The sequence below is a fragment of the Allokutzneria sp. A3M-2-11 16 genome, assembly GCF_024213555.1.
GTDB lineage: Bacteria > Actinomycetota > Actinomycetes > Mycobacteriales > Pseudonocardiaceae > Allokutzneria.
Genome location: NZ_JANAVO010000013.1, coordinates 16,056 through 29,791 on the forward strand (window position 1 = coordinate 16,056; position 13,736 = coordinate 29,791).

The 13,736-nt window shown below is 70.6% G+C and carries 12 protein-coding genes; 7 read left to right on the top strand and 5 right to left on the bottom strand.

Features of this window, described 5'->3' with window-relative positions; all coding sequences use genetic code 11:
• Positions 1 to 4: 4 nt before the first annotated feature.
• Both NLX83_RS34515 and NLX83_RS34520 read right to left on the bottom strand, forming a co-directional pair.
• Entirely contained in the window at positions 5 to 1,339 is a 1,335-nt protein-coding gene (locus tag NLX83_RS34515) for an MFS transporter (RefSeq protein ID WP_254239452.1), read from the bottom strand.
• A gap of 65 nt (positions 1,340 to 1,404) precedes the next feature.
• Positions 1,405 to 2,247: a class I SAM-dependent methyltransferase gene (locus NLX83_RS34520; protein WP_308209427.1), complete on the bottom strand. Its 843-nt coding sequence runs from the start codon at positions 2,245 to 2,247 to the stop codon at positions 1,405 to 1,407.
• A 70-nt stretch (positions 2,248 to 2,317) separates the two neighbouring features.
• Between NLX83_RS34520 and NLX83_RS34525 the strand changes: the two genes are divergently transcribed.
• From NLX83_RS34525 to NLX83_RS34535, 3 genes are read left to right on the top strand one after another with little or no spacing between them, the layout of a single operon-like run.
• Positions 2,318 to 3,517, top strand: a complete 1,200-nt coding sequence (locus tag NLX83_RS34525; protein ID WP_254239453.1) for an FAD-dependent oxidoreductase — start codon at positions 2,318 to 2,320, stop codon at positions 3,515 to 3,517.
• A gap of 47 nt (positions 3,518 to 3,564) precedes the next feature.
• A complete protein-coding gene (locus tag NLX83_RS34530; protein ID WP_254239454.1) occupies positions 3,565 to 4,272 on the top strand; it encodes a Clp protease N-terminal domain-containing protein in 708 nt (235 codons plus the stop codon).
• Positions 4,269 to 5,201 (top strand): asparaginase, encoded by a 933-nt coding sequence (locus NLX83_RS34535; protein WP_254239455.1) that lies wholly within the window; start codon positions 4,269 to 4,271, stop codon positions 5,199 to 5,201. The genes NLX83_RS34530 and NLX83_RS34535 overlap by 4 nt, the downstream gene beginning before the upstream one ends.
• 150 nt (positions 5,202 to 5,351) lie before the next feature.
• On the opposite strand, the gene NLX83_RS34540 is transcribed toward NLX83_RS34535, so the two are convergent.
• Genes NLX83_RS34540 through NLX83_RS34550 form a run of 3 tightly spaced genes read right to left on the bottom strand, consistent with a single transcriptional unit; the run spans position 5,352 to position 9,887 of the window.
• Positions 5,352 to 6,332, bottom strand: a complete 981-nt coding sequence (locus NLX83_RS34540) for a small ribosomal subunit Rsm22 family protein (protein ID WP_254239456.1) — start codon at positions 6,330 to 6,332, stop codon at positions 5,352 to 5,354.
• A gap of 16 nt (positions 6,333 to 6,348) precedes the next feature.
• The gene (locus NLX83_RS34545; RefSeq protein WP_254239457.1) at positions 6,349 to 8,133 is read right to left on the bottom strand and encodes an ABC transporter ATP-binding protein; all 1,785 of its coding nucleotides are present in this window, start codon (positions 8,131 to 8,133) and stop codon (positions 6,349 to 6,351) included.
• The gene (locus tag NLX83_RS34550; RefSeq protein ID WP_254239458.1) at positions 8,130 to 9,887 is read right to left on the bottom strand and encodes an ABC transporter ATP-binding protein; all 1,758 of its coding nucleotides are present in this window, start codon (positions 9,885 to 9,887) and stop codon (positions 8,130 to 8,132) included. The genes NLX83_RS34545 and NLX83_RS34550 overlap by 4 nt, the downstream gene beginning before the upstream one ends.
• Before the next feature lie 132 nt (positions 9,888 to 10,019).
• On the opposite strand from NLX83_RS34550, the gene NLX83_RS34555 reads away from it, so the two are divergent.
• From NLX83_RS34555 to NLX83_RS34570, 4 genes are all read left to right on the top strand, one after another.
• On the top strand, positions 10,020 to 10,589 hold the full coding sequence (locus tag NLX83_RS34555; protein WP_254239550.1) for a hypothetical protein: 570 nt from the start codon (positions 10,020 to 10,022) through the stop codon (positions 10,587 to 10,589).
• An 85-nt stretch (positions 10,590 to 10,674) separates the two neighbouring features.
• Positions 10,675 to 11,127 (top strand): SigE family RNA polymerase sigma factor, encoded by a 453-nt coding sequence (locus NLX83_RS34560; protein ID WP_254239548.1) that lies wholly within the window; start codon positions 10,675 to 10,677, stop codon positions 11,125 to 11,127.
• A gap of 4 nt (positions 11,128 to 11,131) precedes the next feature.
• The gene (locus tag NLX83_RS34565; protein ID WP_254239459.1) at positions 11,132 to 11,440 is read left to right on the top strand and encodes a hypothetical protein; all 309 of its coding nucleotides are present in this window, start codon (positions 11,132 to 11,134) and stop codon (positions 11,438 to 11,440) included.
• A 66-nt stretch (positions 11,441 to 11,506) separates the two neighbouring features.
• A complete protein-coding gene (locus NLX83_RS34570; RefSeq protein WP_254239460.1) occupies positions 11,507 to 13,696 on the top strand; it encodes a transglycosylase domain-containing protein in 2,190 nt (729 codons plus the stop codon).
• Positions 13,697 to 13,736 lie beyond the last annotated feature (40 nt).

Sequence of the window (13,736 nt, forward strand, 5' to 3'; positions counted from 1 at the left end):
GCCATCAGGCGTCCAGCTCGTGCTTGCGGGTTTCCGGTGCGGCGTATGCCATCCACAGCACGGCCAGCAGCACGGTGGCGCCGATGACGGCGAAGGTCGGCGGCAGCCCGAGGTGCGGCCACAGCACCGTGCCGAAGATCAGCGGCACGAAGCCCGCCCCGATCCGGCTCACCGTGGACGCCCAGCCGAACCCGCTGGCGCGCAGCTCGGTCGGGTAGAGCTCCGAGACGTAGGCGTAGAGCGCGGGAATGGTGATCTGGATCAGGAAGCCGTAGACCGCGATCCACAGCTTGGCGGCCGAGGCGATCTCCAGTTGCGCGGCGAAGAGGACCAGGGCGAGCGCGGACAGCGGGGCGCTCACGCCGATCACCCACTTGCGGCCGACCACGTCCACCAGCCACGCGGACACGAGCACGCCGACGACGCCGACGGCGGTCATCAGCGTGGTCACCATGAAGGCCGCGTAGTCGCCGTAGCCCTCGGCCTTGAGGATGCTGGGCAGCCAGGTCAGCGCGCCGTAGTAGAGGACGAAGACGGTCAGGAACACCGCCCAGGCCGCTGAGGTGATCTTGGGGCTGTACCGCCACAACGCGGCGACCTGGGCGGCGACCGCGCGCGGGGTCAGCCGGGGTGCGGGATGCGGCTCGGGCAGGCGCCACGGCCCGACCTCGGCGCCGGTGCGCGCCACCAGCCGGTCGATCACCGCGCGGGCCTCGTCGCCGCGCCCGCGCCGCACCAGGTACATCGGGGACTCCGGCACCGACCGCCGCACCCAGAACACCAGCAGCGCGGGCAGCACCATCACGAGCATGAGCGCGCGCCAGCCGCCGACGCCCGCGAGCAGCGTGGAGGTCAGGCCGCACAGCGTCGCGCCGATGGGCCACCAGATGTCCATCGCGGTGAGCACTCGGCCGCGCACCTTCGCCGGGGTGAACTCGCCGACGAGCGCGTAGTCGACCGGGATGCAGCCGCCGAGCCCGACCCCGGCCAGGAACCGGAACACGCAGAAGGTGACGAAGTCCGGTGACGCCGCCCCGGCCACGGTGAACAGCGAGAACATCAGCAGCGTCCAGCGGAACGCGCGCTGCCGCCCGACCAGGTCGGCGATCCCGCCCCAGGCGAACGCGCCGACCGCCATGCCGATCAGGTTGGCGGTGCCGACCCAGCCGCGTTCGCCCGTCGTCAGGCCCCACTCGGCGCCGACGAGCGGGATGAGGAAGCCGTTGAGGGCCACGTCCCAGGCGTCGAACATGAAGCCGAGCCCGCCGACCAGGAAGATCGTTCCCTGGGTGTGCCACCGCCAGGGCAGCTCCTGGACGACCTGATCACCAGTGCGCATCACCGCATCCTAAGTCATCATTTACCTCGATGACTTCAGTGCACAGTGAAATTAATCTTTCGAGATCAAACCGAAAAACAACGCGCCTGGACGATCCACGCGGCCGAGCCGTAGAACACCCCGTGCTCGGTCTGGTGGGCGCCCATGTCCGCCCGCACCTCGTCGAGCACACGGCTCTGGGCCCCGGGGGAGAGGTCGCGCGTCATCCAGCCGAACTGCTCGACGACGAAGTCGAGGGCGTCGTCGACGTCGCGGCCGAAGTACATGGGCTCGCTGACCGGACGGAACTCGATCTCGGTGAATCCCGCCGAGGCCAGGAGCTCCCGGGAGAGGTCCGGATCGGTGAGCGAACCGGCGCGCGGCGTGGCAGGAGGTTGTTCGCGCCCGGCGGCGAAGGCGGTGCGGAAGGTGGTCATCCACTCGTTGCGCTTCGCGGGCTGCCAGGTCAGGAGCGCGAGCCGCCCGCCGGGGCGCAGTGCGCGGGCGATGTTGGCGAACGCGGCCTCGGCGTCGCCGAAGAACATCGCGCCATGGCGGCTGATCGCGACGTCGAAGCCGCCTTCGGTGAAGGGGTGGATCTGCGCGTCTGCTTGGAGGAAGGTCGCGTTCGATATCCCTTCGCGCTCCGCGAGTTCGCGGGCCAGGTCGAGCATTCGCGTCGACAGGTCCACTCCGACCGCTGATCCGTTCTTGGCCAGGCGCGCGGCGTCCCGCGTGTACTGACCGCTGCCGCAACCGATGTCGAGCACAGTCGCGTCCGGCTCGATCGCCGCGGCGGTGAAGAAGTGGTCGCGGTAGGCGGCGACCCCGTCGTCGAACCGTTGCGCACGCCTCGTCCAGAACGCGCCTTGATCACCGTTCCACGCGCTGAGCTGGTCCGAGTTGGACGGGTCAACTGTTGCAGTCATGTTGCGCAGCCTATGTGCGGCCGCCTCGCTATTTAGGGTTCGACGGACGATCGCCGACGAGAGGGGCCGCATGTCGACCTGCTGTGTTGTCGGAGGAGGGCCGGGCGGCCTGGTGCTCGCGTACCTGATGGCGCGGGCGGGGATCGAGGTGACGCTGCTGGAGTCGCAGCCGGACTTCGACCGCGACTTCCGGGGTGACTCGCTGCACCCGGCGACCCTGGAGCTGATGGACCAGCTCGGGCTGGCCGACCGGCTGCTGGAGCTGGACCACTTCCGCGCCACCACCTTCTCCCTGCACAGCCCCGGCCGGACGATCAGGACCGCCGACTACGACCGCATCGGCGGCAAGTTCCCTTACGTGGCACTGCTGCCGCAGGCCCGCTTCCTGGACTTCCTCGCGCGCGAGGCCGCCGCGTTCCCCGGTTTCGAGCTGCGCACGAACGCGAAGGTCACCGCGCTGGTCGAGGAGGACGGACGCGTCGTCGGCGTGCGCTGCGGCCGGGAGAGCGTCCGCGCGGACCTGGTGATCGCCGCGGACGGGCGGTTCTCCCGGCTGCGGCGGCTGGCCGACCTGCCGGTCACCTCGCTCGGCGGGGGCGGGGACATCCTGTGGTTCCGGCTGCCCCGGCGCGCGGACGACCCGCCCGAGGCCGACGTGGACATCTACTTCGGCGCCGGGCACTACGTCGGCCTGCTCGGCGGTCCGGACTCGTGGCAGGTCGGCTACACGATCCCGAAGGGCGGCTTCCAGGCGGCCCGGCGGGCCGGGGTGGAGCCGATCCGCGAGTTCCTGCACGTCAACGTGCCCTGGCTGGCCGATCGCGCCGACCAGCTGACCCGCTTCGAGCAGATCACGCTGCTGTCGGTGGACATCGCGCGGGCCAAGCGGTGGCACCGACCGGGGTTGCTGATGATCGGCGACGCGGCGCACGTGATCTCCCCGGTCGGTGGCAACGGGATCTTGATGGCGGTCCAGGACGCGGTGGTGGCGGCGAACGTGCTGATCCCGCGACTGCGTGCGGGCTCCGTGCCGGAGGAGGCGCTGGCGGAGGTGCAGCGGCTGCGCGAGCCCGCGATCGAGAAGGTGCAGGCGCAGCAGGTCCGGGTCGAGGAGCGGACGGCGAAGGCGCTCGCGACCGGCCTCCCGTATCGGCCCCCATTGGCGTTTCGCCTGCTCTGCGCGCTCGCGCCGTTCCGCAAGGCGGCGGCCCGCGCCAACGCGTACGGACCCTTCCGGCCGACGCTCGATCCGGGACTGCTGGACATGTAACCCCTATGGGGGTACAAAGGGGGTACACCTGATGAGAGGGGTATCCCGTGCCGAAGATCAACGTGTATCTGCCGGACGAGCTGGCCGAGGCCGTCAAGGAGACGGGCGTGCCGGTGTCGGCGATCTGCCAGCGCGCGCTGGAGCAGTCCGTGCGCCGCGTGACCGCGATCAGGGAAACCGCGCTCGGCGACCTGAAGGGCGATGACCCGACAGCGCGCATGGGCCTGGCGCGCTACACCGACCGGGCGCGCGAGGCGGTCAGGCTCGGCATCGACCGGGCGCGCCGCGCGGGCTCGGAGAGCGTCGACTCGGAGCACCTGCTCGGCGGGGTGCTGGCCGAGGGAGGCAACCTCGCGCTGCACGTGCTGCGCGCCGTGGACATCGCCCCCGAGCAGCTGCTGCGCGACCTGGACGGTGAGCAGTCCTCGGCCTCGGGCGGGGGCACCGGCGCGCGGTTCAGCAGCTCCGCGGCGAACGTGCTGGAACTGGCGGTGACCGAGGCGGTCTCGCTCGGCCACAACTATGTGGGCTGCGAACACCTGTTGCTGGGCTTGGTCGCCGAGCCGGAGGGGATGGGTGGCGAGTTCCTGCGGTCCCGCGGGGTCGAGCTGCGGTTGACGCGGCGGGCGGTGTCGGCGGCGCTCGCGGGGTACACGCACCTGCGCGCCCAGTCCAGCCCGCAGGCCGACGCGGCGGCGCTGCTCCAACCGATCATGCAGCGGCTGGAGCGCATCGAGAAGCACGTGGGCCTGTGAAGCCGATCCTGGTGCTGGCCACCACCGACACGATCGCCCAGTCGCACAACGCGGTCGCCACCGGCCCAAAGTTGATTCCATCAGGGCTGGTGCCCTCGGGAGTGGTCGTCGAGGACGTGCTCGCGGAGCCGAGCTGGGACGTCACGCCGTCGACGATGCTGGCCATCGCGCGCCGTGTCCGTGACGCGCTGCTGGTCGACGGCTTCGGCGGAGTCGTTGTGGCGCATGGGTTTGACACTGTCGAGCACACGCCGTTCCTGACCGAGCTGATGGTCGGCGAGGTCAGCAGGCTCGGCGCGATCGTGTTCACCGGCGCTGTGCGGCTGCGCGACGAGCCGTTCAGCGACGCTCCGCGGAACCTGGCTTCGTCCATTGTGGCCGCTGGTGAACCGGCTCTGCGCGGAGCGGGCGTGGTGGTGTGCGCGGACGACGAACTCCACGCGGCGCGATGGGTCCGCCAGGTCGACGCGACGTCCGTGCGCGGGTTGTCCTCCGGGCCGCATCCGTTGGTGGGCAAGGTGATCGAGGGCCACGTGATGCTCATCGGCGGCGCGCCGCATCCTGTTCCCCCACCCGTCGGCGAGCCCGAAACCGACGTCGCCGTCATCGCGGCCTATCCCGGTGCTCGCGCGGAGCAGCTGTCGGCGATCGTCGACGCGGGCGCGCGCGGCATCGTGCTCGACGGGACCGGCATCGGCAACGTCCCCGTGGAGATGTTCGCGGCCGTGGGCGAGGTCGTCGACTGGGACATCCCCGTCGTGGTCGCGTCACGGGCGCAGCCGCACTCCGGCACGGAGATCGGCATCGTGAGCAAGGTCGGCGCGATCAGCTCACGCGGACTCGGCGTGGGCCAGGCCCGCAGTGCCCTCATGGTGGCCCTTGGCGGAGGCGGGGTCTCCTACGCCCGCTCCTACTTCGCCCACCTCTGATCCCCCGCCGAGGCCGTCTAGAGATCTCCCGTTTCGTACTCTTATCGGGGTTTGGAGCGCTCTAATCCACGGTAATGAGTACGAAACGGGATTGGTTTGGACCACGCCGGCTTACGAGGAGGTGGAGGCGGCGTGGTGCAGTGGGTCAGTTTAGCTCAGCGGGGGCCAGGGGGAGCCCCACGTGGTGTCGCGGGCGGCGCGGTAGAGCGGGCCGTGGCGTTTGGTGACGGTGGTTTCGGACAGCGCGCCGTCGTTGGAGCAGAGTTGCAGGGACACCAAACCCTTGCGCTTCAAGGGATGCCTGAGGATGCGGTTTTCCGCGCGGGAGAGGGGAACGGTCGAGGCCGCCACGTAGGAGAACTTCTCGTCCTCGAAGTTGAGCGTGCCTTCCTTGATCAGCCGGTGCGCGCCGACGCGGGGCAGGCGCGCGGAGAAGTGGCACCAGTCCGAACCGCGGGGGATGGGGCAGGCGTGCTCGTGGGGGCAGGGCGCGACGAGGGAGCGCCCCATGTCGAGCAGCTGTGCGCGAGCCTCGGCGATCCGCGAATACCCCGCCGGAGTACCGGGTTCGATCAGCACGACCATGGCGCCGGACGCCGCGAGCCACGCGACGGTCCGGGAACGCATGGCCTCCGGGAGCTCACCGAGCACATAGGACAGTGTCACCAGGTCGGCGGCGGGCAGGGGGGTCTTGGGATCGATCACGCCCCGCCGCCACGTCGCCGATCGCAACGCGGGGGACTTGGCGGACGCGGCGAGCTTGCGCCCCAGGGCGAGCGCCTTCTCCACCTGCTCGACCACGGTCAGCTCGGTGAGCGTGGACCAGGTGCCCGCGGCGGCCCACAGCGCGGTTCCGGTGCCGCCGCCGACGTCGACGTGCGACTTCGGGGAGAACTCCGGCGCGAACGTGGCGACCTCGTCCAGCACCGCGCGCACCGCCGCGTAGGTGGCGGGCATGCGGTAGCCGGCGTAGGCCGCCACATCGCTGTCGGAGTTCATGATCGGCGTGGTGGCCGCGCGTCCCTCCCGGTACCGGGTGCTCAGGCGGTCCACCGCGCGCGAGAGCTCCTGGTTGGGGAAGCGGCGCAGCTCGGTGTCCAAAGCGGACTGCAGGTCGGTCGGGAGGGCCACGAGCGAAGATTCTCGCTCATGCCGCGACTGGCTGGGCGAACTGGGCCGCGTACAGGCGCGCGTAGTGCCCGCCCGCCGCGAGCAGCGCGTGGTGATCACCCTGCTCGACGATCCGCCCGGAGTCCATCACCAGGATCACGTCCGCGTCGCGGATGGTGGACAGCCGGTGCGCGATCACGAAGCTGGTGCGGTCCTGGCGCAGCGACGACATCGCCTGCTGGAGCAGCACTTCGGTGCGCGTGTCCACCGAGCTGGTCGCCTCGTCGAGCACGAGCATCGCGGGGTCGGCCAGGAACGCCCGCGCGATGGTGATCAGCTGCTTCTCCCCGGCGCTGACGTTGGAGCCCTCCTCGTCGATCACCGTCTCGTAGCCGTCGGGCAGCGTGCGGACGAAGCGGTCGACGTGGGTGGCGCGCGCCGCCTCGACGATCCGTTCGCGGGTGACGTCGTCGACGCCGTAGGCGATGTTCTCCGCGATCGTCCCGCCGAAGAGCCACGTGTCTTGAAGGACCATGCCGATGTTGCCGCGCACCTGGGACCGGTGCGCCTCGGCGATGTCCACTCCGTCCAGGGTGATCCGGCCCTCGGAGATCTCGTAGAACCGCATCAGCAGGTTGACCAGCGTGGACTTGCCCGCACCGGTCGGGCCGACGATGGCGACGGTCTGCCCCGGCCGCACCGACAGCGAAAGGTCCTCGATGAGCGGCTTGTCGGGGGAGTAGCGGAAGGACACGTTCTCGAAGGTCACTCGTCCGCGCACCGTGCCGAGCGGAACGGGCCGCAGCGGTTCCGGGCGCTGCTCCTCCGCGTCGAGCAGCCCGAACACGCGTTCCGCCGACGCGAGCCCCGACTGGACGATGTTGGTCATCGCGGCGAGCTGGGTGATCGGGTGGTTGAACTCGTGGACGTACTGGATGAACGCCTGCACGTCGCCCAGCGACATCGTCCCGCTGGCCACCCGGAGCCCGCCGACCACCGCGACCATCACGTAGGTCAGGTTGCCGACGAAGGACATCGCGGGCTGGGTGATCCCGGAGACGAACTGCGCGCGGAAGGCCGCCGTGTACAGCTTCTCGTTGTGCTCGGCGAAGGTCGCGATCGCTTCCCGCTGCCTGCCGAAGAGCTTGACCAGCGCGTGCCCGGTGTACATCTCCTCGATGTGGCCGTTGAGCTTGCCGGTGGTCGCCCACTGCGTGCTGAAGTGCGGCTGTGCCCGCTTCGCGATCGCCCTGGTGATCACGATCGCGACCGGGATGGTGACCAGCGCGAGCAGCGCCATGGTCGGCGAGAGCCAGAACATCATCACCACCACGCCGAGCAGCGTCAGCAGCGAGATCGCGACGCGGCTCAGAACCTGTTGCAGCGCCTCGGAAACGTTGTCGATGTCGTTGGTGACCCTGGAGAGCACCTCGCCCCTGGGGCTGCGGTCGAAGTACTCCAGCGGCAGCCGGTTGAGCTTGTCCGCCGAGCGCTCGCGCAGCCGGAAAGCCAAGCGCTGCGCCACGATCGCGGTCAACCTGCCCTGTGCCCAGGCGAAGCCGGACGAGCCCGCGATGGCGGCCAGTGCCCACGCCAGCGCGGTGCCGACCGCGGTGAAGTCGATGCCGGGCCCCCGCGCTCCGGTGAAGATCAGATCGGTGACGTGGCCGAAAATCAGCGGCACGGTCACCCACAGGGCGACGTAACCCAGTCCGGCGGTGAAGACCCCGGCCAGCAGCGCTCGTTCCGGCCCCATCATCCGCAGCAGCCTGGCCAGGGAACCGCTGAAGTCGTCCGGCTTGGCCGTTTCCTCGGTGTTCATTTCGCCCCCACAGTGTCCTGGGAGAGCACGATCTCCCGGTAGGTGTCGCTGGTGTCCATCAGTTCGGAGTGCGTGCCTGTGCCGACAACGCGCCCGCCGTCGAGCACGACGATCCGGTCCGCGTCGCGGATGGTGGAGATCCGCTGCGCGACGATCACCACGGTCGCGTCGCCGAGCTCGCGCGCCAGCGCGGCCCGCAGCGCGGCGTCGGTGCTGTTGTCCAGCGCGGAGAACGAGTCGTCGAAGAGGTAGATGTCCGGCTTCGCCACGAGTGCCCTGGCGATGGCGAGCCGCTGGCGCTGCCCGCCGGAGACGTTGCTGCCGCCTTGCCCGATCGGGGCGTCGAGCCCGTCCGGCAGCGCCGCGACGAAGTCCCTCGCCTGGGCGATGTCCAAGGCGTGCCACAGGTCCTCGTCGGTGGCGGCGGGGTTGCCGTAGCGCAGGTTGGACGCGATCGTCCCGGAGAACAGGTAAGGCTTCTGGGGGACGAACCCGATCGAACCGGCCAGCGTCGCCGGAGCCAGCTCGCGGACGTCGACCTCGCCGATCCGGACCTCGCCCTCGGTGGCGTCGAACAGCCGGGGCAGCAGGTTCAGCAGCGTGGTCTTGCCGCTGCCGGTGGAGCCGACCACGGCGGTGGTCTGGCCTGGGCGGGCGATGAGGTCCACGTCGTGCAGCACCGGCCGCTCCGCGCCGGGGTACCGGAAACCGGCGCCGCGGACGTCGACGTGACCCGGTCGGGGGAGGTCGGTGACCGCGTTCTCGGCGACGGTGACGCTCGTGGCGGTGCTCAGCACCTCGTCGATGCGGCCCGCCGACACCCGCGCGCGGGGGAGCTGGAGGACCATGAACGTCGCCATCAGCGTGGACATCAGGATCTGCATCAGGTAGTGCAGGAACGCGAACAGCGCGCCGATCGGCATCGCCCCCGCGTCCACCCGCTGCCCGCCGAACCACATCACGGCCGCGTTGGACAGCTCCATCACCAGCATGATCGCGGGCAGCATCAGCGCCATCAGTTTGCCGACCCCGAGCGCGACACCCATCAGCTCGCCGTTGGCGTCGGCGAAGCGCTCACGCTCGTGGTCCTCGCGGACGAAGGCCCGCACCACGCGGATGCCGGTGATCTGCTCGCGCAGCAGGCGGTTCACCCGGTCGATGCGCTGCTGCACGAACCCGGCCAGCGGCCCCATGCCGCGCAGGATCAGCCGCATCGCCAGCGCGAGCGCGGGCACCACCACGACCAGCAGCGCCGACAGCGGAACGTCCTGTCCCAGAGCCATGATCACGCCGCCGACGCCCATGATCGGCGCGGTCACCATGGATGCCAGCGCGAGCATCGTCACCATCTGGACCTGCTGGACGTCGTTGGTGGTGCGGGTGATCAACGACGGCGCGCCGAACTCGCCGAGCTCGCGCACGGAGAAGGTCTGCACCCTGGCGAAGACCGAGGCGCGGATATCGCGGCCGACCGCCATCGCCGTGCGCGCGGCGAAGTAGATCGCGGCCGCGGCGCCCACGACCTGGACGAGGGTGACCGCGAGCATGACCGCGCCGCTGCCGAGGATGTGGTCGGCGTCGCCCTTGACCACGCCGTTGTTGATGATGTCGGCGTTCAGGGCCGGCAGCAGGAGCGAGGCGAAGGTCTGCGCGAGCTGGAGCAGCACCACGATCGCGATGGCACCGCGGTACGGGCGGAGATGGGTGCGGAGCAGGCGGAGGAGCGCTCCGCGGCGCTCGGGTTCGTCGGTCACGTGATCACGTTAGGAACTCAACCAATGTTGAGGTCAAGGGCACGCGTGCAACCTTCCGGGGCCCTCGCGGCATGTAGTGGGCAGAGGGGGCCACCGGCCCCACCGATCCGAACCCGATCCGAGGAGTTCCGCATGCGCAAACGAATGATCTTCGCCGCCGGGGCGCTCGTGCTGGGCGGCGTCTGCCTCGCCGCACCGGCGCTGGCCCAGCCCACCCCGGCCCCCGCGCCGGGATCCGGCGAGTGCGCGTTCCCGCTCCCCGCGCCGCCGCTGCCAGGTCAGGCCACGCCCCTGCCGATCGCGCCGCCCGCCCCCGGCCACCCTGTGCCGGTTCCTGTGCCGAGCCCGTTCACGCCGCCCGGTGCCGTCGCACCGCCCGCCCCGAACCAGGCAGGCCCGCGGCCGCCCGAGCCCGCGCCGCTTCCGGTCCCGCCCGCTCCCGGCCAGGCCGTTCCCGCCCCGGCCCCGCCTGGCGCTGTTCGGCCCGATGTCGCGATGCCGCCCGCCCCGTTCCCGCCCGGTGCTGTCCGGCCCGACGGCGCGATCGCGGTCCGGCCCGACGCTCCGGTCCCGCCCGCTCCCGGCCAGGTCACGCCCGCGCCGCTGCCGGTTCCCGGCACGCCGGGCGAGCCCACTGCGGCACCGGCCCCGGTTCCGGCCCCGGCTCCGATCCGGTGCCCGGTTCCCGCCCCGCCCAAGTGACCTGCGACGCGGGAGACCACCACGCGTGAGCGATCCCATCTGGAACGCCGAGTTCAGCGCCTGTTTCGACCGGTGCGCCGGCGGCATGCGCTTCACCACGTACCTGCTGTGCGGCGACTGGCACGAGGCCGAGGACCTGATGCAGGCGGCGTTCCTGAAGCTCTACCTCGCCGGGCCGCGGCTGGCCCGGCGGGAGGGGCTGGAACCGTACCTGCGCCGGATCGTGGTCCGGACCTTCCTCGCCGAGCGGCGGCGGGTCCGCTGGCGCAGGGAACGGGTCACCGACGCGCCGCCCGAGGTGCCGCAGGACGCGGCGATCAGCGAGGACAAGCTCGTCCTGTGGCAGGCGCTCGGCACGGTCCCGCCGCGCCAGCGGGCGGTGCTGGTGCTGCGGTACTGGACCGACCTGAGCGTCGAGGAGACCGCCGCGGCGCTGAAATGCTCGACCGGGACCGTGAAGAGCCAGGGCAGCCGCGGGCTGGTCGCGCTGCGGCGCATCCTGGGACCGGATTTCGCCGACTTGCCAGTGGAGGTGTGACGTGGTGCGGGAACAGGACGTGCGGGCGGCCTTCGCGGCGCTCAACGCGCGCGGGGCGCCACCGCTGGCCGTGACGGCGGAGGACCTGATCGAGTGCGGTGACCGGGTTCGCAAGCGCCGCAAGAAGACCCTGGCCGCCGCGTGCACCGGGCTCGCCGTCGCGGTGGTGCTCGCCGGGGTGTTCGTGGCGCTGCCGGAGCACCGCGCGCCGGGGGAGATCACCCCCGCGCGCCTGCCGGACTCCACGTCGATCTTCGTGCCGCCGGACGCGCCACCGATGCCGGAGCCCGTCCGCCCGCCCGGCCAGCGCTGACGTCCGAACAGGTGGTTTTGCCCGTTCAGCTGAGGATTTCGCGTTCCATGCGGCTATTCCCCGATCATGGGCAGGCATTCCCTTGAGGAACCGGGGAAACTCGACATCTCCAAGATCTTCGACGGCGGCGCGGCCCAGGCGGTGACGAGCCGGCACCGGCTGGTCGTGCGCCTGGTGGCCCTGTGCGCGCTGGGCGGGGTGCTGCTCGCGGCGGTGCTGTTCCCGCCGGTCGGACTGCTCGGCTTCCTGTCCAACAAGACCGGCGACACCGTCAACGCCACCGCGGTCGAGCTGATCGACAAGGACCCGCCGGTGGTCAGCACGATGGTGGACGTCTCGGGCAAGCCGTTCGCGCGCCTCTACGACCAGTACCGCGTCCTGGTGCCCGCAGAGCAGATCTCGCCCGCGATGAAGTCGGCCATCATCGCGGTCGAGGACCACCGCTTCTACGAGCACAACGGCGTGGACCTGATGGCGATCGCCCGCGCGCTGATCGCGAACGAGGCTGAGGGGCGGATCTCGCAGGGCGGCTCGACGCTCACCCAGCAGTACGTCAAGAACTACCTCGTCCACGTCGCGGCCGCGACCAAGCAGGACCGGGAGAAGGCGCTGGAGCAGTCGACCGCGCGCAAGATCCGCGAACTGCGCACGGCGGTCCAGGTGGAGCAGGCGCTGAGCAAGGACGAGATCCTGGCCCGCTACCTCAACACCGTCCCCTTTGGACAGAACTCGTACGGCATCGCCGCCGCGGCGCAGACCTACTTCGACGTGCCGCAGGAACGCATGACGGTCGCGCAGGCCGCGCTGCTGGCGGGGATCGTGAACGAGCCGAGCGGCCTCAATCCCTACCGCTTCCCCGAACGCGCGCTCGCCCGGCGCAACGTCGTGATCGACGAGATGGTCGCGCAGAAGCGCATCGCCGCCGACGTCGCGGACGTGGAGAAGCGCAAGCCGCTCGGACTGGCACCGGAGATGTCCAGGCCGCCCAACGGTTGCGTGGGAGTCGGCGACGCCGGTTACTTCTGCGACTACGTGCTGAAGTACCTGAGCGGGGCGGGCGTGGACCTCGCGACCGTGCGCCGCGGCGGGTACACGATCAAGACCACCCTCGACCTGGACGCGCTCGCCAAGGCCAAGGAGGCGGTCGACGCGCACGTCCCGCCGGACACCGACCAGGTGGCCAACGCGATGGCGATCATCAAGCCCGGCAAGGACAAACACCGCGTCGTCGCGCTCACCGCGAACCGCACGTACGGACTGGACAAGTCGAAGGACGAGACCACGCTCGGCCTGCCCTACGCGTTGCAGAACCTCGGCGCCGGGTCGATCTACAAGATCTTCACCGCGGCGGCGGCCCTGGAGAAGGGCAAGGACATCAACGACGTCATCGACGTGCCGCGGTCCTATGTGTCCGAGAAGTTCATCGGTGGCGGCGCGAGTTGCCCGATGGGGCGCGCGGGGCTGCGGAAGTACTGCGTGCAGAACAACACCGGGAGCGACTACCCGGAGAAGCTGACCATTCAGGACGCGTTGGCCGTGTCGCCGAACACCGCGTTCGTGAAGCTGCTGGAGGAGACCGGGGTCTCGGCCGCGGTGGACATGGCCGTGCGACTGGGGCTGAGGTCGCTGGCCACGACGACCGCGAGCGAGGACGCCAAGAAGCGCACGATCGGGAAGTTCTTCTCCGACCACAACTTCGGCTCGTTCACCCTCGGGCCGACACCAACGTCCACAATGGAGCTGGCCAACGTCGGGGCGACCCTGGCCAGCGAGGGCACGTGGTGCCCGCCGAGCCCGGTCGAGGCGGTCGTGGATCGCGGCGGGCGCGCGCTGCCGGTGCGCGAGGAGCCGTGTGCGCAGGTCGTCGAACCGAAGGTGGCGAAGGCGATGACCGTCGGGATGAGCAAGGACACGATCGACGGCACCGCGGTCACCGCCGCGAAGACCTACGGCTGGGATCGCCCGATGGCGGGCAAGACCGGGACCACCCAGGAGCACAAGTCGGCCGGATTCCTCGGCTACACCACGGATCTGGCGGGAGCGGTGTTCACCTTCGACGACTCGACCGCGCCGAGCACGCTGTGCGACCCGGGCGGAGACGCCCCGCCGAAGCCGTGCAGCAGCGGGAAGTACATCTACGGCGGCAAACAACCCGCGCGCACGTGGTTCCAGGCGATGAACGGCGTGGGTCAGGAGCCCGGGATCATGACCGTGCTGCCCCGCGCGGAACTGCCCACAGTGGACGGTGGCCGCTAACGGTGTCTTCAAGTACCCCCGACCCCCCTCCCAGCGGTCG